The following is a 22,446-nucleotide window of genomic DNA, read 5'->3' as shown; positions in this document are numbered from 1 at the left end:
TCAATCACATGGATGCCGGCGGTGGTGATTACCCGGTAGCTATATGCCATGAAAGTTTGGTGAAGGCTACTCGACGACGCCGCTCAGCGAATCTTGCCCCTGCTGCACTCAGCGGCTTGAAAGCCATCTGGGGACACTCCATCAACCACGCCTGCAACGGGAAAGCCTCTGGAATTGATTCCTTGAGTGTTGACCGGCACATTCAATGCCAATGTCAGCACCAGCCCCCGGAAGGCCTCGAAGGATTGGCCTATTGCGCCAATTTCACTGGCTAGCCTGCTGACATAGTGAGCGCGCTTGTAGGGATCCATCTTACCCATCTTCCTCAAAAATCACCCAGAGCGGGCGTGCGGAGCACTGACACAACACTTCAGCACGAGTCATTGCGGTTGGCGAGGTCAGCCCAGAGCGTTCCAGCCTCCAATGATGAAATGCTATCCGGCCCATCAAAGGAACACTAGGCCTGATCACCCTAGCGCCACCTCTAGTGAGTTTTTCCATCCTGTTCTCTATCGGCATCAGCAGACGATTGTCTGGTAAAGCGCGAGCACTTTCCCGAAGAACCTCATTGCCTTGCTGTGTGCGAACAGCGGCTTCAAAGCGCAGAGTCAACCGTCCTGGGCCTCGCTCTCTACCCTACTATCACGCCACCGGAAGCAAAGCCTGTCATCTTCGTCCATCACCCAGAGCCCAGACCAAATGGCTAGCCAGAATTGCGTCCTCACCAAGGCCGGCAGGCCCATTAACAGACCCAGCGCCTGCAATACAGGGCTCATGCTGAATTTCCGTTTTGAGGAGGCGAAGGGTGTGTAAACGCGGTACGTAGGTAGGCCGAACCTGAATCGCCAATAAAGAGCAATCTCGCTCTTGGCAAATTTGATCGCATTACAATTCCAGCGATTTCCCCAGCGGAGTCTCCACTCATCGCTCAAGAGCCAACTCTGGGTCATGCAGGACGTGACGGAATTCTGGGCAGGCAACTCAGCCCCCGTTGATTGCTGGATCACACACTGCCGCAGCTGGATCTCCTCTACCGAGAATGCAATGCCATACTCCTTACCGCCCACGAATGCCTGGACGGGGATATTCGTGAGGTTCCAGACGATAGGGCGAGTGTCCACATCGCATACCGATACTTTCTCCTGATAGCGAATGCCTGCTCCAATCGCCTCGAAATACAAGTCAACTTTCGCAAGGCTCTCTCCGGTTGCGCGCAGCGCCAAACGCGAGATCCTTGGCTCCGGATCTGTAGGCAGTGCAAGGCGTACCGAATACTCCAAGTGCTTACCCAAGGGATCCCACCGCGCTCCTAGCCGGTGGCGAATAGCCCATTTTTCATGTGACGCAGCATAGGTTTTGTACAGCAAGGCTTTGGTGACTCGCTGCCAAATCCAATCGGCAGCCTTGACTACGAGGTTGAATGGAACTGGGATATCCAAGCTTAACTCCTGGTTTCAGTGCAAAGGCTCGATGTCTGAGCAGTCGATCTTCGGGGCGTACTGCTGCAGTCACCGCATAGGCATGACAGCTGATACGGTACCCCCAGATTTCCGCGCCTAGATCAGCAATGGTGGGTGTCGGATCAACTAACCGGTGCCCGCTCCAAGCAACAGGCCAAGTCGATGGCAAAGTGCTGATCGCGTATTTCTCCTGAAGCCTGCTCATTTATACTGGCGATCGCAAAGGCGAACACATGGTGGGTTTAGATGTTTATTGAGTTTGACCTCAACCGCAACGATTTTGATGCCTTGATGCGGCATTGCCAAACGTACAGGCCGGAAACCGGGGATGCCCGTGAAGATCGACGCTTGCTCGATGCGCTTGAAGTGCTGTTGGAAGCCATGAGGGGGTCTGATCAGTCCCCTGAGAGCTGAAAGCCAAGAGCTCTGCCCTCGGAGATCCATGGCGTGCATTTGATGCGCAGACGTCTATGTGGGCGCCAGCTCAGGCTGGGATATCGAGGCGCGGATGGATTATGTACGCTGAGCAGATCGCAGATCTGCCCAGAAAATCGTGTGTCTTCAAAATGAGCCTGCAGGGAGGCAACTTGGCCAAACTCGACTTTATTTTCAGTGTTCATATGTGTGCCCTCAGCGAGTCCATCTCTGTCATGCGAATGCTCGCAGAGCAGGCAGAAAAAAATGTGGCGCTTGCACTCAAGGAAGCCGAAGATTTGATAAAGGAGCATAAGCACGAAGAAGAAGCGTACGATCAGTACGGTGAAAGCTACGTGCGGCAACGGACTTTCTACTCATGTGGCGCTTCTATCGATTATGACCATGATGAAGTGTTATTGACGCACAAGTTTATGATTGCCCAACTCACTCGACGCTCAGCATTTCTTACGATGTTTGGGTTGTTCGAACACCGTATGAGTCAATGCCTGGAGTTTATGCTTGAACTCACTGGGTTTGAGGGAAAGCTCAAGGGTATGGGGCCAATTGAAAAGGCCCACGATATGCTGAAAAAGGTCATTGGTGGCAAAGGCATCACAGACCTGGATCATCTGACTGTTATCAGGAACGTAATGGCTCACAACGACGGCACCGCTAAGGGCTACAGCGAAATAAGCACGCGTATTGGTAGAAAGAACACTTGGGAAAAAAGGGTCTTGTCAGCCATTCGCAAAACCGAGGGGGTGGGGGTGTCGGTCAACTTTTTTGACGGTGTCCTGATGGACGAACGCTTTTTGGAGTATGCCGCCGACGATTTTCAAAGGTACGTGGAAGAAATGGAGGCGGCAGTGCAGCGATATCATGCAAAATATGGGAGTGAATCAAGTAAAAACCGGCGCAAGGGGTGGTTGAGCAGGATAAAAGAGCATTGGTTTGTCAAAATGTTCGCCTATTACTTTTCGAACCTGTCGAGTGCCCTACAGAATAGATGATGCCATCGATCGGAGGGCGCGCCTCTAACCTCAGTCTGAGGTATTCATGGTCACGCCCCGATCCGACTTACGCTACGAATGATCTAATGCGAAACGCGAGAAGCGCTACTGCTACCACACCTACACATTGAGACCAAAAAGGCTCGAACCAGGCGTAGGTATCCTCGCCAAGCCAAACGCTGAACGCAGGCATGAGTGCGATCCAGGAGAGCCCAAGGCACACTGGCCAGCTGTAGCTGAGGCCCACGCCTAGTAGCCCTCGGCCCAGGCAGTATCCAAAGAGCCAGGCTAGAGCCAGCCTCCCCAAGACAACACCGGTCGTGGCAATATCCAGATGTACCTGGTCGGCCAACGTGACCACGGCACAGAAACACAAAACCACAGCCAAACAGATCAAGATTCCGGCAGGCGAGCTGCTGCTGTAACTTCCACGCATTGTTGTACCTCACTGATGAACGGTGATGTATCAATGCCCTTAAGCTGTTTCGATTTCAACTCAACCTGGAGCACTTTCTCCCAGGTCTCCTGAAACCGCTTGATGCCGGTGCCCTTTCGGGGGATCCACCCTACCCTCTGCCTCTCATGCCCCCTGCTGCCTGGCGCTGGCCGTCTGAAGGCGTGTCATGGATTGTGCACCGATTAGTGATCGCGGCGGTCAGACCTGCCCGCCAACATGCACTCGGTTGTAACGTTGTGCTCGGTTCGGTTGCTCCATGCATCCATCCTCCATTCACCGCCCGCCTGGCTAACCTGTACGGGCTTTATGGCTTGGATCAACCCTGTGCCCGAATCAGGCCAAGAAGCCGACGAGAATTCGACTCCAGAATATGCATGGCGTCTGCAGGAGTGACGTCCCATACCTTTCCCAGCATCTGCGCGGTATGACCTGCACTCCACGGCATGACACTAGCGCCATCTACCTGCGCAAATGGCCCATCGCTTTCAGGGACGACCCGATCGCGTGGGAGTTTCTTGGCCAAGGCCTGCCCCGCTGCCGAGTTGAAGGCTGCTGGGCCAATACTGAACCAGCAGTCCTGTGCTATTGCCGCGTTGAGCTCCGTGGTGGTTCCAGTGAACCAGTGCAGCACTGCAGTACCGTAGCCCGGATGATCGTGCAACACGGCCAGCACATCCTTAACGGCCTGACGCGAATGGATGCTCAGCACTCGACCGCCGAGGGCTGCGCACTGCGCAACGACGGCAATAAACACGCTGCGCTGTACGTCGTAACTCGCCTGAAAGCGCTTTGAGCCATCCAGGCCGACCTCGCCCACTGCCTTCACCTGTCTGATCTGCTCAAGCAGCATGTCGAGCTCAGCGTGACGGGCGCCAACGATCTCCGGGTGCAGTCCGGGAGTGATCAGCACCTTGTCGCTTCCACCCAGCACTCTGGACGTCGCGGTAAACGCACGGGGGCTGGTGGTGACAAGCCACGTGAACTCGTTCCTCTCCTGTGCCTGCGCATAAACGTCACGGGCATTGGGGTAGAGGTCGAGGTGGCAGTGGAAGTCCATCAAAGTACGCCATCTCCAGTTAACAAGGCTTCAAGTTCTTGAATGCCATTCGTGAGCACTGAGCGATACTGTGGGCGCTCATCGACTGGAGCAAACGCGAGCGAGGCGCCCAGGAATCTGTCGATACCTTTAGACCGGGTCGTCAAGACAGCCTGTGCCACAGCCATTGGATCATCAGGTCCGCTGGACTTGTCGCTCCCGACCAGGCTGGAATACACATACTGGGTGTCATCATTCCCTCCCGTCCATGCTGTGAACGCAGCGCGACGAATCATACAAGGTACGCAGCGTCCGCAGTGCGTGCGGTTATAGGTGCGGAAACGCCCACAGCTGGTCGTCTGCCAGGCCAGCTGCTGCAGGCGCACCGGATCAAGGCAGTCGTTCATCATTTCGCCCTTGGTCTTGAACCGATAGGGTAATTCCAGCTGCACATTCACTCCAATACCGTCCAGCACCTGCTGGAGCTTGGCTATGAACAGTGGGTGCGTCGTGCGAGTGCTCAAGCTCGATACGCGCCCAGGGACAAGCGGCGGATTCACGCAGATGAACCCGTTCTCAGGAATGAACAACGTGGGGCAAGGGTCGGCCAGTCGCGAGGTCGCCAGCACCGCGAATGCATAGAACGCCAAGGATCGGGCACGCGTCGAAGGTTCTTTGGGGCCCTTGAAGCTGATGCCGTGACTCCACTGATAGTGAGCTCCATCGCCACCTAGCAGCTGGGCGTAATCTCGCTGGCGTTGCGAGTCCTCATGCGCAAGTTGCGAGACAAACAATGGCCGCCGCCCTTGAGCTACCAGATCGAGACCGCCGATCAGACTATCAAGGCCTCCCGACAGCAACGACACGCAGTCCTGAGGTTTGGCAACGAACCTTCCTTCAGGTGGCGGCATGCCCGCGCCGGTGAAGATCAGCGTCCAGTAATCCCCGGTCAAAACCTTGAGCAGCTGTTCCAACTCGGCTCTGTAAGGCTCCCATCGCAGTGGCTCATGCAAGCCGACGCTGAGCTCAATCGTACGCGTCCAACCATCGGCGCTGGTGTTGCGCATCCCACACAGATCGGTTGCGCACACCGCCAGGCAAAACTGAACGAAGTCCCAAGTGGCCGGGCTAGGCCGGAAGCCTTTGCGCTTGAGAGATCCATGCCAGCCCTTGGCGATGGTGCCAACACCCGCTCGCCGGGCGGACTTGAAGTACGAAAAGGCGCGTTCGCCCGGTTGAAGTTCAGCGGGCAGCTGCTCAGCTCTGGCACAAATTACCTTGATCATTCTGCAAAGACCTCCAATGCGCTCTGGAGGACGGTTTGCGCCAGTGTCTGGCAATCCAATTGTTGGCCTGCTAATCCTTCCATGATCCGCTCTACCTCACCGTGTACCCATTCCTGAACATCGTTTCGAAGCTCTTGCACCTGAAGTGGCGAATACTTCAGTTTTTCGTAGGTTTGGCCTAGTTGCTCATCGAGTCGGTTGCACACAGCGTTCCCGATTGTGAAACCGATGACCGAATTGATTTGCTCATCGGTCAGGATGAAGACATCGACGTCTGGGTCTTTCTGATACAGCAAGGCCATCGCGTCCGACCCTGCGTTGCGCATCGATTCATCATCGATGCTCCCGGTGTCAGGCATGACTTCCTTGATGAGTTCCAGCACCAGGTCTTCTGCCGAAAGATTCTGGCCACGCACGCGCTGCAGCCAGTCGATCGCTTGCTGGGTGCTGCCATCTCGGACGGCTTCGAGGAACTCACCCAAACGGCCAGCGCCTTGAGCAACCCCGCGCATTGTTCGCGCAGCTCGAGCCGAACCGCCCATCCCCTTATTGATCATGCTGCTGGCGGCACCACGGAGCGCGTCTCTGCCACCACCCGAGAGGTACTTACCCAGCTTGGCGCGAGCCGGCATGAACCGGCGATCAGGCGCTACATCACACTCCTGACCAGTCTCGGCATTATCGTCTTGCCCACCAGGCGTGTCGTCGCTGCCTTCGGTTTCCGGTGTGCCGTCGCCGGGCCCTGCTCCCGCTGCACCGCCCTCCCCTTGATCCAGCCACTCTGGATCGAAGGGTGAGCCTGCTTTACCACCACTGCTCGAAGTTGAGGTACCCATCAGCTTGCATTCCTTAGCGCCAGATCGATTGCTTTCTTCGTATTGCCCGCGATTTCCGAATGCTCCTTCCAGGACTTGAGAACATCTGTGGCCCAGGACTGGTTGGCGAGAGAGGGAATGATCCCCGGCCCTACCGATTTCGCTGGCGCTTGGGCCAGTAGGACAGCGGCGCGTTTACCCAGGGATGTGTGCACCTTGCAGGGTTCAATTAGCATGACCATCTCGGTCTTATTCTTCCAAGAGCGGGAGGTGACAGTGCCCTGCCAAGCCCTCACCATGGCGAGCTCAGCCTGCGTGGTATCCAAGGCTCGGATGGCCTGGGTCAGTGGATCGTTACCGCTGGAGGCTTTCTTCAGCATGTCCCGGAGCTGTCGCGAAGCAGGTGTCATGTTGTCATCACCGAAGTCTCGGGTAGCCGAGTCGCGACTGAGGTGAAGCAATGGGCGCAAGTCCCTAGCTCCCAGCGCAGGGGCTAGCTGCAGCCACTCCCTTACAAAAAACTCATCCGGAAAGTTCTCGGGCAGCCCTGCTCCGCTGGCGGCAAGAGACTCAGCCTCGAGAAGAATGGATACCTCGCCGTCATTGTCGGAAGTCACCAGTGAGGACAGCGTCTTGGCGAGGTCTTCGTTGCAGCGCTCAAGCAGGTGCCATTTGGCTAGCGCAGGGACATCCAATTTGATCCCTTGAGGCGCCGCCAGTGACTGACGCAAAAACACGGTGTTCAGGAACCGCTTCATCAGTCGTGGGTTGGCACTGATCGCGGTGGAGTTGAACATAAGTGGCGCAAGCCCCTCGGCAAGCTGCATAAGCTCCTGAAGCCTCAGGTCACCATCGACCAGCTCAAACAGGAATTGGGAGGTGATGGTCTCGCCCTGCCAACTTTGACTCAGCCTTTTGGGGATGAGCTGCTTGGCATCCTCAAACTTGTCTTGCGCGAACGCTCCAGCTCTGGCCTCGCGCTCCAGCAAGAGCAGTACCAGATAGGCCTTGGCCTCATTCACGCCAAGACGAGGTACGTGCAGAGGTACTTGAATGAGCTTATCGAAGTAGTTAGTCGCGATGTCGTCGTTGATATCGGTTCCTTCAAAGTGCTTCTTGACCGCACCGCGAATGAAGTCATTGTCAGCAGCGATCACGAATGCCGTACGCTTGAGGAACAGCAGAAGGCGGATAGACTCTAGCGTCGAGATGGCCGTTTCAGGCAGGCACCTGTCGAGGTCATCGACAAATACCACCAAGGTCACCCCGAGCTCACCGAGCAATTGCTCCAGCGCATCGCGGAATGCCTGGATCTCGTTCGGAAGAGACATGGGGTTGGCCGGGTTCAAGATACCGAGCGATTTGAGACCAAAGTAATCTGCAGCCCCTTCGTCATCACTGCCCTCGGCGTCGCTACTTTTTGCGCCAGCCGCCAGGTCTTCTCCAGCATCCCCTGTTGAAGATTTGAACCAGCCCATGGCTTTGACGACTGCCTTACCCACCGAGCCTATGGGCAGCCCGGTCTTGATGGTGAGCGCTGCCTCAGTACTGACCTGTACCAGCTTGAGCAAGTTGATCCTGCGCATCAGGTCGACAGCTTTGTTCCACAGTGTCTGATCACCTTTGGCTAGTTTGAGCACCTCATCGCCAACGATCTGCAGTAACGCACTGCGAGCGCTCTCAAAATCTTGATAAAGCCAAGGGTTGAACGTGATGACAACGTAGCGAGTGTTCTGGGTGGTGTCTGCAGGATCTGATTGAGTGTCTGTAGGCGGTGTCGCTGCACCAGTAGGCAGGTCGGCCAGGCGTGAGGCAATCATCTTCACCAAGGAGGATTTACCCGCGCCCCAGCCACCTGACACGCCGATCGAGATGGGCTCGCCGGCACTTTGTTTTAGAAGACTCGCGCACGCATCTGCGACTACCCCAAAATTTAGGTAGTCCGTCGTGGTTTCGTTATCGTGCCACATGAGCTAAATCCATTTTCTGAGGCGATCGAACCGTCGGCTACGCGGATCCATCGCGATAAGGGCAAGGCCCGGATTGTAGGCAAGTAGATAGCTATGTGCCACCCACTTGCGACATCCAGTAAAGTTTTCCAATGAAAAAGCGAGTTGATGGGTACCCACTGAACGTCTTTGTGCACTGGAGTGTGGTTGCTCGAACTGAAACCTCTTCCCTGGCTAAGAGGTAAGCGGATGGCGAACACATCTTTACTTCGCCCTCACATCGATCCGCTTCCAACTGCTATATAAGGCTCCGTCTCGCTAAGAGATGTGAGTAGGTCGTGGGAGCGATGCGATCATTTGATCAAAGGCCACCACCGCATATCTTCCATCAAGGCTTTTCAAGGTTGGCATTTCTGAAGGAAACCCGAATCGCACTCTGCCGGGAAGCACTTCATCCATAGCTGAGTACCAGGTCAGCAGAGCTTGTTGGAGACGCACGTGTAGCTCGAATCCACTCCGTCGGCGGGTGGTGTCTGCCTTGGCTCGCTCTCGCGCGAGCTGAGGATCTATACGGCCAACAATGTAACAGTCAGCAAAGCCAATACGTCCTTGTGCGATTGTTTCTCTCGTGGCGTCCAACTCTATTCGCCAGTTGTGTTCGCTCGTCTCGCCGATCTGCCAAAGGCTCCAAATGTAGTGGAGCTTGAGAGGGTCACTGTCACACAAAGCCCACGAAGAAATGTCTTCCATGGCCAACGCTTTTTGCCAACGATCCACGTTTCGCTCTGCCCAAAAAGTTGCTGCTCCGACTGGATCTTTTATCCGATCCGGCTCGTTTTCAAAACGGCCGTTTTCAGGAATGACATGTTGCCCTCCATGCTTAGCGCACCAAGTCGTTTTCCCGCTGGCGCTGATTCCTTCAACTACCAAAATCATCGTTATGACTACTTCGTTAATTGCGCGATCCTTGCAAGTCCCAAAGCATCAGGGCTTACGTGGTTTCTGCCGCCACCCACTGATGCGGCAGCAGTTGCTCGATCTCGCTTGCCCGCTGCGTCGGCAGGCGTGTAAGAACGTCCTTCAAATAAGCATACGGATCATGCCCGTTGAGCCGCGCAGATTGGATCAAACTCATGATCGCCGCCGCCCGTTTTCCGCTGCGTAGCGACCCTGCAAAGAGCCAGTTCTTACGTCCAAGAGCCCATGGCCGGATTTGATTCTCGGCCCAATTGTTGTCAATGGGTACGGCTCCGTCGTCGAGGTAGCGCGACAGCGCTGCCCAGCGTTTCAGGCTGTAATCCAGCGCTCTGCTGATAGCCGAACCTTCGGGCACTAGGTCACGCTGGGCGATCATCCAGGCATGCAGCGCAGACATCACCGGCACGGCTTTTTCCTGCCGTATTCGCCGTCGTAAATCCGGCTCTAGGGATTCTCCGAACAAGTCCCGGGTATGCGAAAATCGCCTGACCACCTGATCCGAGCCTCCCATGAGCCAGATGAGCTTTTCCGACTTCGAGTACGCCGGCAAGCGCAAGCAAACTCGCCGCGAGCGCTTCCTTGCCGAGATGGATCAGGTCGTGCCCTGGGCAGGTCTGCTCGGCCTGATCGAGCCGTTCTACCCCAAGGCCGGTGGCGGTCGAAAACCTTACCCACTGGAAACCATGCTGCGCCTTCACCTGCTGCAGAACTGGTTCTCCCTCAGCGATCCGGCCATGGAAGAAGCGCTCTACGAAATCACGCCCATGCGTCAGTTCGCGCGTCTGACACTGAGCGCGCCGATCCCTGAAGACACCACGATCATGAACTTCCGGCACTTGCTGGAGAAGCATCAATTGGCGCCTGCAATCCTCGCGGTCATCAACGGCTATTTACAGGAAAAAGGCCTGTCGTTGCGCCAGGGCACCATCGTCGACGCAACCATTATTCATGCCCCAAGCTCGACCAAGAACAAAGACGGTGAGCGCGATCCCGAGATGCATCAGACGAAGAAGGGTAACCAGTATTTCTTCGGTATGAAGGCCCACATCGGTGCTGACGTTGAGTCTGGACTGGTTCACCACGTCCATGGCACCGCTGCCAATGTGGCCGATGTCACCCAAGTGGCTGAACTGCTCCACGGGGAAGAAAACGCGGTCTATGCGGACGCAGGTTACACCGGTGTCGAGAAGCGTGAAGAGCACGAAAATCGTGACGTGATCTGGCAAATTGCGGCTCGGCGCAGCACGTATTCCAGGCTGAAAAAACGCAGCCTGTTGTACAAAGCCAAGCGCAAGATCGAGTACTGCAAAGCGCAGACACCTGCCAAGGTTGAGCACCCGTTTCGGGTTATCAAGCGCCAGTTTGGTTACGTAAAAGTACGCTTTCGTGGGCTGATGAAAAACACGGCCCAGCTGACCACGCTATTTGCCCTGTCGAACCTGTGGATGGCTCGAAAACGACTGATGGGTTTGGGTGAGTTGCGCGCTTAACACAGAGAACCGGACGGAAAACGCTCCGCCGCACACTGTATTAGGCCATTTTCAGGGAATAGCGCCGATTGCCTGGCGAATTACGGCTTGCCATCGCTGCGCGGCAAGTTGATCGGAGCATCCCTAGCGACCACCGAGACGCTTTGCCCGGGTTCCAAGCTTTCGCCTTTTGCTCGGGACTCCAGCGCCGTCGGCGCTCCTAGCCAAGCAATTCACCGCCACCCTTATTGTTGCTGCTAGTCATAAACATACCCGTTTGCCCACCCCTTATCCTAAGGGGGAAACGGTGTCCTGTCTTTCAAGGGGCTCGTTCATTCAGCATCCCTCACAGGCCTCATTCCAGAGCTGTAGACTGCGATAATTGTAACCGTCGAGGCACGTATGGATGGCCAAGAAAACCCGCTACTACGCAGTCGTGCATGGAAAACCATCTGGGATATTCAACGTGTGGGAAGATGGCGCTGCACCCGCCACTCAAGGCGTAGAGAACGCAGTGTTCAAGTCTTTTACGACGTTGGAACATGCTGAGGAATGGTACCGGCAGAACGTACCACCCACTTCGCGATACCTCTCTCCCGTCTATCACTTCGAAACGCAGTCTGTTCTAGCGGGCGTACCTCACACTCCGATCATGGAGACGTTGGAGGGAATCTCCCCTGGCCGACATGTTGTTTTCACCATCAGCAATCCGGAAAACAACGAGCCTTTTTACGTCGGTGAAACGCTGAACCCTGAGCGCAGCGAGGCTCGTCATTTGGGTGGCACGAGTCGGAAACGTAACGGCATCGCCCTCAAGGTCGGGGAGCTGCAGGCCCAGGGGATCCGGCCCGTGTTCAATATCGTCGAGCGCCACGACTCCAAAGAAGCGGCGCTGGAAGGCAAAACCAGGTTGGTCAAAGCCTACGTCCAGCAGGGCTTCGAACTCGTGAACAAGACAAGGGAACACCGTGAGATACAGGAGCTGTACCGAGCACCTGCGGTTCGTCTGGACAAGGTCATTGGTGATGCCCCTTTCGACTTGGGGCCATACCGTTATCCGTCCAGACAAGCCCTAAAAGAGCGTCTTGAAGCGTACCTTGGCCAAGTAAAGCTGGGGCTGATCACGCATCCGACCGCAACCGAAAAACTCATGCTCCTTTGGGAAACCATGGGCGTGCATTCCGAGGTCGTGAGCTTCTCAACCACTAGCGACCAAGGACGGCCTCGTCTCCTGGCCAACCTGGTCGACGGTACCCAGGCGGAATTCGATTATGCGCGGGCTATTAATCGGATACCGTGAAGGGATGTTTCGCATCAGGTTATGCGCCCGCAATTGCTCCCGGATGTGGATGAACTCGCCACTCGATGCTGGCATCCCCATTTGTGATAGCACGGTTAGTCATGTCGCGTGCGCACAGGCACGCGCTCAACATCGCGTAGCGGCGTCATCGCAGTTGGTTCGCTCATTTGCAGACGATCGACTTCTCAGGCTCACAGAATTGGCTCATACCTCACAGGCTCACCAAGCCGAGGGGTGTTTTCCACGTATAGGCCATGCCGTCCGACAATCACGCCTAGCACGGGCCGTCCGTCCTTCCTTTTGGTTGCCAATGCATGCCATTCACGCAGGTCGATGCCAGATGGTGATGGATTGTTCTCAGGGTGTGTATGCCACTCGCCCAGGTAGCGTATTGTCCCGTCACTTTGCGCCCACCGCTTGTGCGCTATTGCGTCGTGCAGATCTCGCATACGTTCGAACAAATACCTAAAGCGCTTATCGAATTTGGTAGGGGCGGTAGCCTCGACAATTTCGAGATGTGACCCTCTGACGTATCCCAGCAAAACCCCACCAGCCTCCAGGTCGTTTGACTTGACCTGAACATAGGAGCTGAACGTCTCTAAAACTTGAGGCTGAAAATAAATCAGGTTACGCCCCTCGTTCGCGGCCCATTCGCCTATGAACTGCATGCGGGACAATCCTCTATCCTCGGTGGGTTGCAGTCGGCAGTGGCGATCTCAAAGCTTGAATCGATGATGCGGGTCTTCAGCATTGCTTGATTTCGACGGTTGACCCATGCGGCGACCATATCTGCTCCTAATGCGGCAGCCTGAACCGCGACTGTAGAAGGAAACGGTACATAAAGCCCCTCACAACCGTGACCAGCAATGATGTAAGGCACCCCGCCCTTCACGGTCGGGAATTCACCCAGTTGTTGGTACGTGGACAAGCACCGGTAACATGCACTTTCAGGTGACTCCTTCAGTAGAGCACGCACGGCGGTACCTGGCCCCTCGATCCATACCGACAGTATGGGCATCGTGGCGACATAGTTGGCCGTGAGCCAATGCCCGAGCGCTTCCTCACCTGTCGCATCAATGAGTAAGTCTGGTGAGCCGATGTGCGCGTGCCGAACATCGACACTCAAAGCGCGAACTTGCACACCGGGAGATTCGCTTTCCAGCATGATTTTCATACCATCCGCTTTGCTAAAGAACGCATATGGAAAGCCCAGCCGGTGGCGACCAATATTCTGCGGAAGCAATATGTCGAAATCGACCAGGGTCAACTGGCCTCCTCCAAGTCCAGCGCCTGCTTTCACGAGCAAATCTGCGAGATACCCACCGATCGTGCCGCATCCAACAATCACGATGTTTTTGCCGGCTAACGTCTTTTGGCCAGGGATATTCCGTTGAACGATGTAGCTGGCATCAATTCTCACCGCGGCAAGTCGAGTGATGCGAAAGCTGTAGAGCAGTTCAGTTCCGCGAACATTCCGTCGCTTCGCTTCGGGCAAGATAGAGTCACCAAAGTGGACGTGGAATCCATAGCTCATTTGCGGAGACTGGATGAAGATGACCGCGTCCTTTTTGCTCTGCTGATAAGCCTCGGTCAGTCGTTGCTGAATTTTCTTGGCACAACGTGCATCCAGGGCGCGCTGCCAGTTCAGAAGGCCAGCGACTGTATCCGGCGGCCAATGCCCAAGCAGTGGGCGTGGGATCGCAGTCGTATTCACGACGAATGCCGGGATCTGCTCGCGATCAGTGACTGCACCGATGGTGTCCAGCCTCTTACTGGCACTGCCTAGATCGTCAGTTACCACCGGGATGCGTGTCCCCTGCCGCGAGATCAGGCAAAACGCGGGTACTGCGCCTGTTTGGAAATCAGCGCCATCAACGTAGCAATACCGGCTAAACCAATGAACGAGAAACTCTTCGGCGAGGTCTTCAACCATCTCATTCTTGAGCACACGGTCGAGCACGTGCTCGGCCTCTTCGAGGCACCGCAGCGTTTGACCAAGCGGATCGAAAATATCAATTACGACCGTATTCGCTGCCAGGTAGCAAATCCCCCCGTTACCGCCAATATGCGGTGCTATCGGGCGCAACGAAGCGGGAATCTCCTTCAGCTTCACGATTGGTAGCTCAAAGAAATCGGGATCGACTGAAAGATCACATGCAAAGTGGCCCGCAGAGGTATTGAGATGTCCTTCGAAGCTCAGCCACCTCCCGGCGTCTCGCCCGAGGTGGCTGAAGCCACGAGTCGCCAACGCTGCGACCAGATCGGGTACCGAAGCCCCCATGTGTATTAGCCCGCCTTTGTGCGACCGACCAGTTCGCTGGCGGCAGGTTGAGCAGGTACGGCTGCAACTGTGGCGGCGACTGAGACGGTTTTGATCCGGCTTGGCTCATTCGGGAAACGCGGGCCAAACATCTTGACCATCCATTCACAGGCAGTAACGCTGTCCTTTGCATGGACCGCGCCATTGAGGTGACGCTCGAAGTCTTCAAACTTTTTCGCAGCGTCCTCAATCTCATCATCCGTCATCCGACCGGTGAGGCTTTCCGTCTCGTCAACAGGGTTGTTGACGCCAGCTCGGAGCGCAGCCGGCAAGCCCTTCAGCACTTCGAGCAGTGCCATGTCGTCCCGACGATCCGTCTTCACGTACAACGGAGCTGCGGCCGCCATTAACAAGATCGACGAAGGTCCCTTTGTCTTCCACTGCCAATCGCGAAACGCCTTCAGATAGCGAACCACTCGACGCAATTGCTCCTGACCGTCCACCTGATCGATAAACCAGTCTTTCACCGGACGCGGGTCCGACATCACCCAGTTTTCTTCCCGGTGTGCCAGCAACACCTCATCGGTCGGTAGCGATGTCCAACTGTCCGCCTTCCTCTCGTTGACGGCATCCAGGAGACTGTCATAGCCGTATCGAAAGGCGGCTTTCTCGAGTGTCACGTACTCATCATCAGGAATTGAGTACAGAGGGATATCGATGTGAGCAGTCTTGGAAATTTCGATACGGATGCACGTAGGTTTGTCAGTGACGAGCTTCCAGCCCTCGCTTTTTTTAGTTTCGACCAGTTCCGCCAGTGCTGCCTCAGCAGCTGCGAAGAATATGGTGCTGGCTGTGCTGGGGCGCTTGGTACCTTTGAGAAAGCTGATTGGAAGGTAGGCGCCATCATCCACATCAGATTGCTGCGGGGGCATATGTGCCGGGCTATTGAGCGTTTTGTACGCCCAAGATCCTTGCGTAAAGAATCGAGGTTTTGGCACAGCCCCTTGATATCCCTGATCTCGCAAGACGCGTGGAATTCCGGATCGCAGGCATACGCGGACGTCCTCTTTTGCAGAGGAAATCAGAAGCTTTTCGCGAGGCGTTAGCTCAAGTGCCTGGAGCAGGCTTTTTTCATTTTCGGAGGTGTTGAAGAGCGGCGAGAGATTAAACATTGGGTAGATCCTCCGAGTTTTTATTCGGGCCGTGATAAAACACCGGACGCGCCGGATGATGATCTCTGAATGGGCGGAATCTACGGTCCCCCAACGCTTTCTGTGCTGCGGCTGTGCCACGGTCTCTCAGGGTATTTGTAGACGCCACCGACACATCATCGAGCCCCTTCACATCCCCGCTTTGCTGCGGGGTCACCTGGTCGTCGATTTTGAAGTAATCATCACGAAGGGACTGCGTGAGCATGTAGTCCACGGAAGACTCTTGGGCGGAGATGACTAAGTCGAACAGCGTTGTCCCCCACCCCACGACCCCCTGGTCTAAATCCCTGCCGCCGCTGACCGTTGCTCCTACCGTCATGGTGCCGATGGCGAGGACCCGTACTCGAGCATTTTGATTGGGTGCAAGGAAGGTTCTGATCTCGTGAAGACCGAAGAGACCTGGAGCGTTGCCCACAAGGCCTCCGTCTACAAATACGCCCCGTTCATTCCGAACTGACGGGAAGTAGACGGGAGCGGCAGAGGTGGCGAGCGCCACATCCACCAATGTCATCAGATGGTCCCGCTCAAACGTCGGATGATGAGGGGTTTTAAAAAACTGGCCTTTGCCTGTTGTGTAGTTGACCGACGGGATCAGTATGCGGTGCTTCAACTCGCCGACGGTGGTGGTACCGAAACGTCGCTCGAGCACCGACCTGAGGCCGGCGTTGGAATGCTTGGCTTTTTTCCAAACTCCAAGTCCTTTGCGTTTCAAGTCCCGACTGGCGAAGATTTCCTTCCCCTGTTGTTCGAACAAGGCCTTCAATTCGCTGGCGGGAATCTCGCTCGCCAGCCCAAGCGCCAGCAGCCCCCCAGCAGATGTGCCGCAGATCAAATCAAAATGCGAGGCAATGGGCCTGCCTAAGACCTCTTCGAACTCCTTAAGGATCGTCGCGGTGTATAGAGCCCTGTACCCGCCGCCGGAAAGCGCCAAGACGTGATAAACCGGTGTATCAAGCTGTTCGTCCATAGCGGCTCACCTTCGGCATCGACCATTCTTTAAGCACGAAAGACGCCAAAAGACAAAGCGCCACCACCAACATCTAGTGCCTGACAAATACTAAAGTCACTACATATGGAAATACAAGCATTGGATCCGCTATTTTTCGAGCGGGCGTGCTGACCCTGACAAGGAAGACTGAATCAGTAGCCAAAGAGTACGAATGTGCTCTACTCGAATTTTCGCACAGCTCTGGCTGCCCGGATCCCTGATGCTGTACAGACAAAAGGCCAGCATTGTTGCCGATGACTTTATGAAAAAAAACGCTAAATCAGGCGGATACGCTACAGATACTCGGTGTTAGCGCTGCCTGCTGCATCCTCATGCCTGGCGCTCAAGCGGACGTTATCTCCGGTGGCTAGCCTTGGGCGCCGGGAAAGCCCGCATGCCCCCTCTTCCCGAAGTCCGCCAAGGCGGTATGGCCTTTTCAACGAGCACGCATTTCAAACCACCGAGGCCATCTCGGAGCGACTGATTCCGTCGGCCTCACTGTTAATGGAGGCAAAGAGGCCGGGTGCGCGATTTTCATTAGCGGGCGACTACGGCAAGGGAACCCCGCTGGGTCGCTTCGTCAGAGGGACGTTTGAACTGGATACGGTGCTTCACTACTGCATCATGATGTGATCAATTGTCCCCCTGATGGGCCGCTGCTTTTTTATACCGCGCTACACGAAGACCATATTAGAATCCGCAACCACCTTACCCAACAGAACGCACCGACTTCATGGACGACAAAGCCAGATTCTCGCTTTATGAAAAGCTTTACTTTCACGAGATAGATCGGAAGGAAAAACTGCTGTCGCGGCTCAGCATGCCTCTGGCGATGATTGCCGGACTGCTGAGCTTCTTTGGGTACCTCCTCAGCAAGGCACCTGTGTCAGATACTGGTTGGCCTTACGTTTTTTTCTGGGTTTTTTACGACTGTGCCTTCATTTCATTCGCTTTGGCGCTCTGGTACTTTCGCAAGGCTTGGATACGCGGGAATTTCGACTATGTGCTTCCTGTCCTTTCACGATTGGAAGACCATCGCGAGCGTGAACTGAAACCGCACTTTCAGAGCGACGTGGAAGGTTTGGACGCATATTTTGAGACGGTAATCCTGGACTACTACGTCCGGGGCGCCACGATCAACGCTACCAACAATGACGAGCGTACAAACGCGATCGATCAGTTGTCAAAATTCGTCGCCCTTTGTGCAGTCCTTGCTATGCTGTCGTTCATCCCTTTTTTCATAGCCTCGCACTAACAGGAAATCATGACCCAACCCCCAAAGTCGCCTCCACCTCCACCTCCACCACCAATGCGTAATATTCGGCACGATGTGCCACGTCCCGGTGATCTGCCGCCTCCCCCTCCTTCAAGACCATCAGAACGAAACGCTTGATAAGAGCGGCGCTTAAAAGATTGAGCGCCGCTTTTCCCCACAGCGGTTCCACAGCTACAACGCCCTCGAAAAGTCACTTACTAACCCACGTCGATGCTGCCGCCCACCGTTGCTGCTCTCGCACGCCTCGATTTTGTCATGGTACTGGCAGGTCGTCGCTTCGCATTTCCTCCGGATAGTCGCAGTCAATAGAGCTGTTAATGAGGTTGTCAGTCACGCCCCCGCACCAACAGCCACCCCCCCAGCAACGCCAGCCCCGCGAACACCGCCAGTGTGGTACGTGGGCGGCGCTGGGTGAAGGCCGACACCTCGGCCAGCAGGTCGCCGTAGTGCTGTTGAAGCTCCCCCGCCGACTGCCGTGCCTTGCCTTCCACTTGCAGCCGCTCATTGCCGGTCAGGTCGCCGAGGATGTCCTGGGCTTTGCCTGCCGCCTGTTCCAATGCACCTTTGACCTGTTCGGTTTTCATAGCCACCTCCGAGTGATGCCGACCACTGCGCCGGCTTTACCCCAGATTACGAACCCGCGAACCACCCTAACAGGTGATTTCGCATCAGTGCCCCTGGTGCATTTGCACCCTATTCCTTGCGTTTGGCCTTGGCCTGGCCCGCGAAAAGGTGACGTTCCCGGGCCCAGACAATGGCCTCGCTCCGGCTGTGCACGTCGAGCTTGGAATACACCGTGGCCACGTGGTTGCGCACCGTGTTGAGGGCCAGGTTGAGCCGTGCGGCAATTTCCTTGTCGGCCAACCCCTCGCAGATCAGGCCCAGCACATCTCGCTCACGCGCGGTAAGGTCGGTGAAGGAGGCCGACGGGAGCTGCCGGCCATTGACGCTTTTGGCATTGGCCAGTTTTTCGATCAGGGTCTGGCTGAACCAGGAAGCGTCCTGCATCACCGTTTCAATGGCTTCCACCAACTCCAGCTCCGACCGCTTGCGCTCAGTGATGTCCATCAGCACCAGCAGGTAGCACGCTGCGTCCTGGAGGCTGACGGTATCGGCCGCCAGTACACAGTCGAGGGTCTCATCACCCTTTTTGCGCAGCTTCACGTCCAGCCCGTCGATACGACCGCTCTTCTCCAGCACATCAAACAGGGTGCCCGCCATCCCTGCGCCCTCGATGAAGTCCAACTCGGCCACGGTGCGGCCGATCAACTCCTGAGCGGTGTAGCCCAGGGTGGCAAGAAAGGCTTCGTTGACGTCCACCACCTGCTGGCGATCGGCGCTGCATACCAGGGTGGGCACCGGGGTGAGCCGAAAGGCCTTGGCGAAGCGCTCCTCGCTCTGGCGCAAGGCGGTTTCGGCCTTGCGCCGGGGTTCCAGGTCAGTGAACGAGAACAGCATGCAGTCCTCTTCGTTCATGTCCAGCGGCTGCCCTGCCACGATCACCAGCTTGGTCCCGCCGCCCGGCAGCTTCAGTTCGGCCTGCATTTGCGGAATGGTCGCGCCCTGGGTCAAGCGCTCGATGGCCAGGTCCTTGCGCTCGGCATTCTCCAGCACATCCACCTCGTACACCGAGCGCCCGATCACCTGCTCGCGCGAATGCCCGGTCATCTCCAGAAAGCCCTGGTTGACCTTGATGAAGCGCAGGTCGCTGAGGCGGCAGATCACGGCGGGGGCCGGGTTGGCGTTGAAGGTCTTTTCAAAGCGCTGCTCGGCACTGGCCCACTCGGTGGCATCGGCGATGATCAACACCATCGACTCCGGCGAGCCCTTGCTGTCTTCCAGCACCATGCTGCGCACCCGGTGCACACGGCTGCGCTGCTCGGGATCGTCGGCCGGTGCGACCTCCACGATCACATCACTGAACACATCGCCCGCCGCCACCCTGGCGATCGGGTATTGCTCCACCTCCAGCGGATGATTATTGCGATAACGCAAGGCGAAGCGCTCGCGGTACTCATCGCCGTTGGCGCCCAGGTCGGCGATGGCCTCGACCCCGTGCATCTGCAGGGCCGCCTCGTTGGCCCAGATGATGGTCTGGTCGGTTTCGATCAGCATCACCCCATCCGACAGCCCGGAGATGATCTGCTGCAACTGGCGGCGGTTGGTTTCTCTGGCAAGCACGGCCTCACTCATCTTCATCTCCTGTGGCGTGGACATCGGACCCACAACCCGCAGCTTAGTGCAGTACCCGTAGACGGCGGTCGGTGCGAATGCACCAGAGGCACCGGTGCAAATGCGCCAATACACCCCGTACCTGGCCTCGGCACACTGGTACTCACGTCGAAACCGACGATGAAGGCAGCCACGCTGCCCGCCAACCGGCCGGTGCCACTGGCGCATCGACCGAACGCACTTACTGCCCGAGGATCGATTCATGAGCACAACCTATGTAGACACAGCTGCTACCACGGCCTCTCAGTTCCGGGTGTCCTGGAGTTCGGTTTTTGCCGGTGGTGCCATCGCCCTGGTCACTTACCTGGTGCTGAGCGTGCTGGGCACTGCCATCGGCGCCGGGGCGGTCGACCCGATGGCCCAGGGCAACCCCCTGCGCGGTTTCGGCACTGGCGCCGGCGTGTGGTTGTTTGTCAGCACCCTGCTTTCAGTGGCGGCCGGCGCCTGGGTGGCCGGGCGTACCGCGCCAGACCGCGGTGGCCTGCATGGCCTGCTGAGCTGGACCATCACCACCCTGCTGACCACCTGGCTGTTGGCGTCCCTGGCCGGTAGCCTGGTAGGTACTGCCGGCAGCATCGCGGGCAAGGGCCTGTCGCTGGCCGCCGATGGCGTCGCCGCTGCCGCGCCTGGCGTGGGCCAGAGCATCAAGCAGCAACTGGACAAGAACGGCATCAGCCTGGACTGGGACAGCCTCAAGGCCCAACTGGACACCACCTTGAAGCAGTCGGGCAAGGCCGAGCTGGCCCCCTCCACGCTTGAGCAGAAAACCGACCAGGCCGGTAACGACGCCAAGCAGGCGGCTACCCAGGCGTCCACTGATCCTGCCCAGGCAGGCGACCAACTGAAGCAGTGGTTCGACCGCGTCCAGAAGGCCGGTGAGCCGGCACTGAACGCCGCCGACAAGGACGCGCTGGTCAATATCGTCGCCGCGCGCACCGGCAAGAGTCACGAGGAGGCGCAGCAGGTCGTCGACAACTATGCCCAGGCCTACGAACAGGCAGTTGCCAAGGTGCAGGCGCTCAAGCAGCAGGCCGAGCAGCAAGCCCGCGAAACCGCTGACGCGGCGGCCAGGAACCTGTCCAAGGCTGCCTGGGGCACCTTGCTCATGCTGTTGATCGGCGGAGCCTTGAGCGTCGGTGTCGGACGCTTCGCCTTGTCTTCGCGCCCACGGGTGGTCATCGCCGCCGTCTGAAACCGCAGGTGATACCTGCCATCGGCTGTCAGCGCGCAACGTAGCCAAACGGCTCACACACGCTGACAGTCGATATTTCCGGCGGCGTTGCCGGAAAAAACCGGCACAGAGTAACGTTGTTGACGTTATCCAAGAGGATTACAGCGTAGTCGCCTGCCCCTTGCGGTCCAACTCAAACACCTTCCTGGCCTGAAGACATTCCCTCAACCAGCGCCCCGCCTTGCCCAGCGGACGCTGGCGGGCCCACAGCAGATCCACCCCAATGTGCCAGTCAGTATGGGGATAGGCCAGCAATTGCAATTCGACCAGCTCGCCGACCGCCAGCTCGCGCAGGATCAATTGTCGGGGCAAGGTTGCCCATCCCAACCCCGCACGCACCATCTCCAGCAACGCCAGGTAGCTCTCGGCCTGCCACACCTTTGTGGAACGCAAGTATTCGCTGCTGGGCAGCTTGCTGGTGTGCGCGCTGAATGCGAGGCGACGGTGTACATGCAGATCATCGAAGCGTACACGTTCCAGCTGTGCCAATGGATGACCGGGATGGCACACATGCGACATGATCAGCTTGCCCATCTGCTGAAACTCCAATTCCTTTGCGTAGCCAGGTTGCGAAAACGCCACGCCGAGTTCCGCATCATGATGGGCCACCAGTTCGCTGACATCGCCGTGCACGGAGTGGCGTACCACAAGGTCAACGTAGGGAAACGCCTGCTCGAAGGCCTTGAGTACCGGCATCAGCGGGCCGTAAGGCGTTTCAATGGCTAGCGTCAGGCTCGGCTCGATGCTGTCGGATAGGCTGTCGGCGTGCGCCTCCAGGCCCAGGCAGCGCTCGATGACCGCTTCGGCCTGCACCAGCAATTTCTGCCCGCTGGCGGTCAGCGTCGGGCTGCGGCTGCCGCGCTCGAACAACGCCACGTTGAGGTCCGTTTCCAGGTTGGCAATGGCCGCGCTGATGGTGGACTGAGTCTTGCCCAGCTTGCGCCCCGCGGCGGAAAACGAGCCGCTTTTCACCACCTCGGCAAATGTCAGCAACTGATCAAGTGTGAACCGCAACCCCTACCTCCCGCTTATCCATCGAAAAAAGCGATGGCTGCCAATTTGTTTCATCGA

General features: G+C 57.0%; 20 protein-coding genes and 1 pseudogene. 6 read left to right on the top strand and 15 right to left on the bottom strand.

The features are described from left to right. Window positions 1-83: 83 nt before the first annotated feature. Window positions 84-311: a hypothetical protein gene (locus HWQ56_RS14170; RefSeq protein ID WP_176570900.1), complete on the bottom strand. Its 228-nt coding sequence runs from the start codon at window positions 309-311 to the stop codon at window positions 84-86. Window positions 312-608: 297 nt separating this feature from the next. Next, window positions 609-1,439 carry a hypothetical protein gene (locus HWQ56_RS14165; protein ID WP_176417812.1) on the bottom strand — a complete coding sequence of 277 codons (831 nt, stop codon included), beginning with the start codon at window positions 1,437-1,439 and terminating at the stop codon, window positions 609-611. A 267-nt stretch (window positions 1,440-1,706) separates the two neighbouring features. On the opposite strand from HWQ56_RS14165, the gene HWQ56_RS14160 reads away from it, so the two are divergent. Both HWQ56_RS14160 and HWQ56_RS14155 read left to right on the top strand, forming a co-directional pair. Then, entirely contained in the window at window positions 1,707-1,874 is a 168-nt protein-coding gene (locus HWQ56_RS14160) for a hypothetical protein (RefSeq protein WP_165919278.1), read from the top strand. A gap of 173 nt (window positions 1,875-2,047) precedes the next feature. Beyond that, on the top strand, window positions 2,048-2,887 hold the full coding sequence (locus HWQ56_RS14155) for a hypothetical protein (protein WP_176570899.1): 840 nt from the start codon (window positions 2,048-2,050) through the stop codon (window positions 2,885-2,887). A 773-nt stretch (window positions 2,888-3,660) separates the two neighbouring features. Here the strand turns inward: HWQ56_RS14155 and qatD are convergent. The 6 genes and pseudogenes from qatD to HWQ56_RS14125 all read right to left on the bottom strand — a co-directional run. Next, entirely contained in the window at window positions 3,661-4,401 is a 741-nt protein-coding gene (qatD, locus tag HWQ56_RS14150) for a Qat anti-phage system TatD family nuclease QatD (RefSeq protein ID WP_176570898.1), read from the bottom strand. After that, window positions 4,401-5,666 carry a Qat anti-phage system QueC-like protein QatC gene (gene qatC / locus HWQ56_RS14145; protein ID WP_176570897.1) on the bottom strand — a complete coding sequence of 422 codons (1,266 nt, stop codon included), beginning with the start codon at window positions 5,664-5,666 and terminating at the stop codon, window positions 4,401-4,403. Before qatC ends, qatD begins: the two co-directional genes overlap by 1 nt. Then, on the bottom strand, window positions 5,663-6,502 hold the full coding sequence (locus tag HWQ56_RS14140) for a hypothetical protein (protein WP_176570896.1): 840 nt from the start codon (window positions 6,500-6,502) through the stop codon (window positions 5,663-5,665). Before HWQ56_RS14140 ends, qatC begins: the two co-directional genes overlap by 4 nt. Continuing rightward, entirely contained in the window at window positions 6,502-8,451 is a 1,950-nt protein-coding gene (locus HWQ56_RS14135; protein ID WP_176570895.1) for a KAP family P-loop NTPase fold protein, read from the bottom strand. Before HWQ56_RS14135 ends, HWQ56_RS14140 begins: the two co-directional genes overlap by 1 nt. Window positions 8,452-8,748: 297 nt before the next feature. Next, the gene (locus tag HWQ56_RS14130) at window positions 8,749-9,366 is read right to left on the bottom strand and encodes a hypothetical protein (RefSeq protein ID WP_176570894.1); all 618 of its coding nucleotides are present in this window, start codon (window positions 9,364-9,366) and stop codon (window positions 8,749-8,751) included. A 55-nt stretch (window positions 9,367-9,421) separates the two neighbouring features. Further along, window positions 9,422-9,841: pseudogene (locus tag HWQ56_RS14125) on the bottom strand (IS66 family transposase); the annotation flags it as partial. A gap of 76 nt (window positions 9,842-9,917) precedes the next feature. On the opposite strand from HWQ56_RS14125, the gene HWQ56_RS14120 reads away from it, so the two are divergent. Together HWQ56_RS14120 and HWQ56_RS14115 are read left to right on the top strand one after the other, a co-directional pair. Next, window positions 9,918-10,898, top strand: a complete 981-nt coding sequence (locus tag HWQ56_RS14120) for an IS5 family transposase (protein ID WP_176570893.1) — start codon at window positions 9,918-9,920, stop codon at window positions 10,896-10,898. A gap of 385 nt (window positions 10,899-11,283) precedes the next feature. After that, window positions 11,284-12,177, top strand: coding sequence for a ribonuclease H1 domain-containing protein (locus HWQ56_RS14115; protein WP_176570892.1), 894 nt, complete (start codon window positions 11,284-11,286; stop codon window positions 12,175-12,177). A gap of 191 nt (window positions 12,178-12,368) precedes the next feature. On the opposite strand, the gene HWQ56_RS14110 is transcribed toward HWQ56_RS14115, so the two are convergent. The 4 genes from HWQ56_RS14110 to HWQ56_RS14095 are packed head-to-tail and all read right to left on the bottom strand — an operon-like array spanning window position 12,369 to window position 16,615. Beyond that, entirely contained in the window at window positions 12,369-12,845 is a 477-nt protein-coding gene (locus HWQ56_RS14110; RefSeq protein WP_176570891.1) for a Mov34/MPN/PAD-1 family protein, read from the bottom strand. Further along, window positions 12,833-14,458, bottom strand: coding sequence for a ThiF family adenylyltransferase (locus HWQ56_RS14105; RefSeq protein WP_245217860.1), 1,626 nt, complete (start codon window positions 14,456-14,458; stop codon window positions 12,833-12,835). The genes HWQ56_RS14110 and HWQ56_RS14105 overlap by 13 nt, the downstream gene beginning before the upstream one ends. Before the next feature lie 5 nt (window positions 14,459-14,463). After that, on the bottom strand, window positions 14,464-15,609 hold the full coding sequence (locus HWQ56_RS14100; protein ID WP_176570890.1) for a CBASS cGAMP synthase: 1,146 nt from the start codon (window positions 15,607-15,609) through the stop codon (window positions 14,464-14,466). Beyond that, the gene (locus tag HWQ56_RS14095; RefSeq protein ID WP_176570889.1) at window positions 15,602-16,615 is read right to left on the bottom strand and encodes a CBASS cGAMP-activated phospholipase; all 1,014 of its coding nucleotides are present in this window, start codon (window positions 16,613-16,615) and stop codon (window positions 15,602-15,604) included. Before HWQ56_RS14095 ends, HWQ56_RS14100 begins: the two co-directional genes overlap by 8 nt. A 754-nt stretch (window positions 16,616-17,369) precedes the next feature. Here HWQ56_RS14095 and HWQ56_RS14090 point away from each other — a divergent pair. Further along, a complete protein-coding gene (locus HWQ56_RS14090; protein WP_176570888.1) occupies window positions 17,370-17,891 on the top strand; it encodes a hypothetical protein in 522 nt (173 codons plus the stop codon). Window positions 17,892-18,238: 347 nt separating this feature from the next. Here HWQ56_RS14090 and HWQ56_RS14085 read toward each other — a convergent pair whose 3' ends face one another. Together HWQ56_RS14085 and HWQ56_RS14080 are read right to left on the bottom strand one after the other, a co-directional pair. Next, window positions 18,239-18,496 carry a CsbD family protein gene (locus HWQ56_RS14085; protein WP_176570887.1) on the bottom strand — a complete coding sequence of 86 codons (258 nt, stop codon included), beginning with the start codon at window positions 18,494-18,496 and terminating at the stop codon, window positions 18,239-18,241. A 109-nt stretch (window positions 18,497-18,605) separates the two neighbouring features. Next, on the bottom strand, window positions 18,606-20,105 hold the full coding sequence (locus tag HWQ56_RS14080; protein ID WP_176570886.1) for a helix-turn-helix transcriptional regulator: 1,500 nt from the start codon (window positions 20,103-20,105) through the stop codon (window positions 18,606-18,608). Window positions 20,106-20,346: 241 nt separating this feature from the next. Here HWQ56_RS14080 and HWQ56_RS14075 point away from each other — a divergent pair, with 241 nt between their 5' ends. Further along, entirely contained in the window at window positions 20,347-21,336 is a 990-nt protein-coding gene (locus HWQ56_RS14075) for a hypothetical protein (protein ID WP_176570885.1), read from the top strand. Window positions 21,337-21,474: 138 nt separating this feature from the next. On the opposite strand, the gene HWQ56_RS14070 is transcribed toward HWQ56_RS14075, so the two are convergent. Next, complete coding sequence (locus tag HWQ56_RS14070; RefSeq protein ID WP_176570884.1) at window positions 21,475-22,389, bottom strand: LysR family transcriptional regulator; 915 nt, start codon at window positions 22,387-22,389, stop codon at window positions 21,475-21,477. Between the last annotated feature and the right edge of the window lie 57 nt (window positions 22,390-22,446).

This window comes from Pseudomonas eucalypticola, from assembly GCF_013374995.1.
GTDB classification, from domain to species: Bacteria; Pseudomonadota; Gammaproteobacteria; order Pseudomonadales; family Pseudomonadaceae; genus Aquipseudomonas; species Aquipseudomonas eucalypticola.
The sequence above is the reverse complement of the archived record's forward strand: the minus strand, read 5'-3'. Positions and strand labels throughout refer to the sequence as shown.

Coding starts and splice junctions, on each gene's coding strand:
- HWQ56_RS14170 (WP_176570900.1), bottom strand. CDS start 311: ATGGATCCCTACAAGCGCGCTCACTATGTCAGCAGGCTAGCCAGTGAA.
- HWQ56_RS14160 (WP_165919278.1), top strand. CDS start 1,707: ATGTTTATTGAGTTTGACCTCAACCGCAACGATTTTGATGCCTTGATG.
- qatD (WP_176570898.1), bottom strand. CDS start 4,401: ATGGACTTCCACTGCCACCTCGACCTCTACCCCAATGCCCGTGACGTT.
- qatC (WP_176570897.1), bottom strand. CDS start 5,666: ATGATCAAGGTAATTTGTGCCAGAGCTGAGCAGCTGCCCGCTGAACTT.
- HWQ56_RS14140 (WP_176570896.1), bottom strand. CDS start 6,502: ATGGGTACCTCAACTTCGAGCAGTGGTGGTAAAGCAGGCTCACCCTTC.
- HWQ56_RS14135 (WP_176570895.1), bottom strand. CDS start 8,451: ATGTGGCACGATAACGAAACCACGACGGACTACCTAAATTTTGGGGTA.
- HWQ56_RS14130 (WP_176570894.1), bottom strand. CDS start 9,366: ATGATTTTGGTAGTTGAAGGAATCAGCGCCAGCGGGAAAACGACTTGG.
- HWQ56_RS14120 (WP_176570893.1), top strand. CDS start 9,918: ATGAGCCAGATGAGCTTTTCCGACTTCGAGTACGCCGGCAAGCGCAAG.
- HWQ56_RS14115 (WP_176570892.1), top strand. CDS start 11,284: ATGGCCAAGAAAACCCGCTACTACGCAGTCGTGCATGGAAAACCATCT.
- HWQ56_RS14110 (WP_176570891.1), bottom strand. CDS start 12,845: ATGCAGTTCATAGGCGAATGGGCCGCGAACGAGGGGCGTAACCTGATT.
- HWQ56_RS14105 (WP_245217860.1), bottom strand. CDS start 14,458: ATGGGGGCTTCGGTACCCGATCTGGTCGCAGCGTTGGCGACTCGTGGC.
- HWQ56_RS14100 (WP_176570890.1), bottom strand. CDS start 15,609: ATGTTTAATCTCTCGCCGCTCTTCAACACCTCCGAAAATGAAAAAAGC.
- HWQ56_RS14095 (WP_176570889.1), bottom strand. CDS start 16,615: ATGGACGAACAGCTTGATACACCGGTTTATCACGTCTTGGCGCTTTCC.
- HWQ56_RS14090 (WP_176570888.1), top strand. CDS start 17,370: ATGGACGACAAAGCCAGATTCTCGCTTTATGAAAAGCTTTACTTTCAC.
- HWQ56_RS14085 (WP_176570887.1), bottom strand. CDS start 18,496: ATGAAAACCGAACAGGTCAAAGGTGCATTGGAACAGGCGGCAGGCAAA.
- HWQ56_RS14080 (WP_176570886.1), bottom strand. CDS start 20,105: ATGAGTGAGGCCGTGCTTGCCAGAGAAACCAACCGCCGCCAGTTGCAG.
- HWQ56_RS14075 (WP_176570885.1), top strand. CDS start 20,347: ATGAGCACAACCTATGTAGACACAGCTGCTACCACGGCCTCTCAGTTC.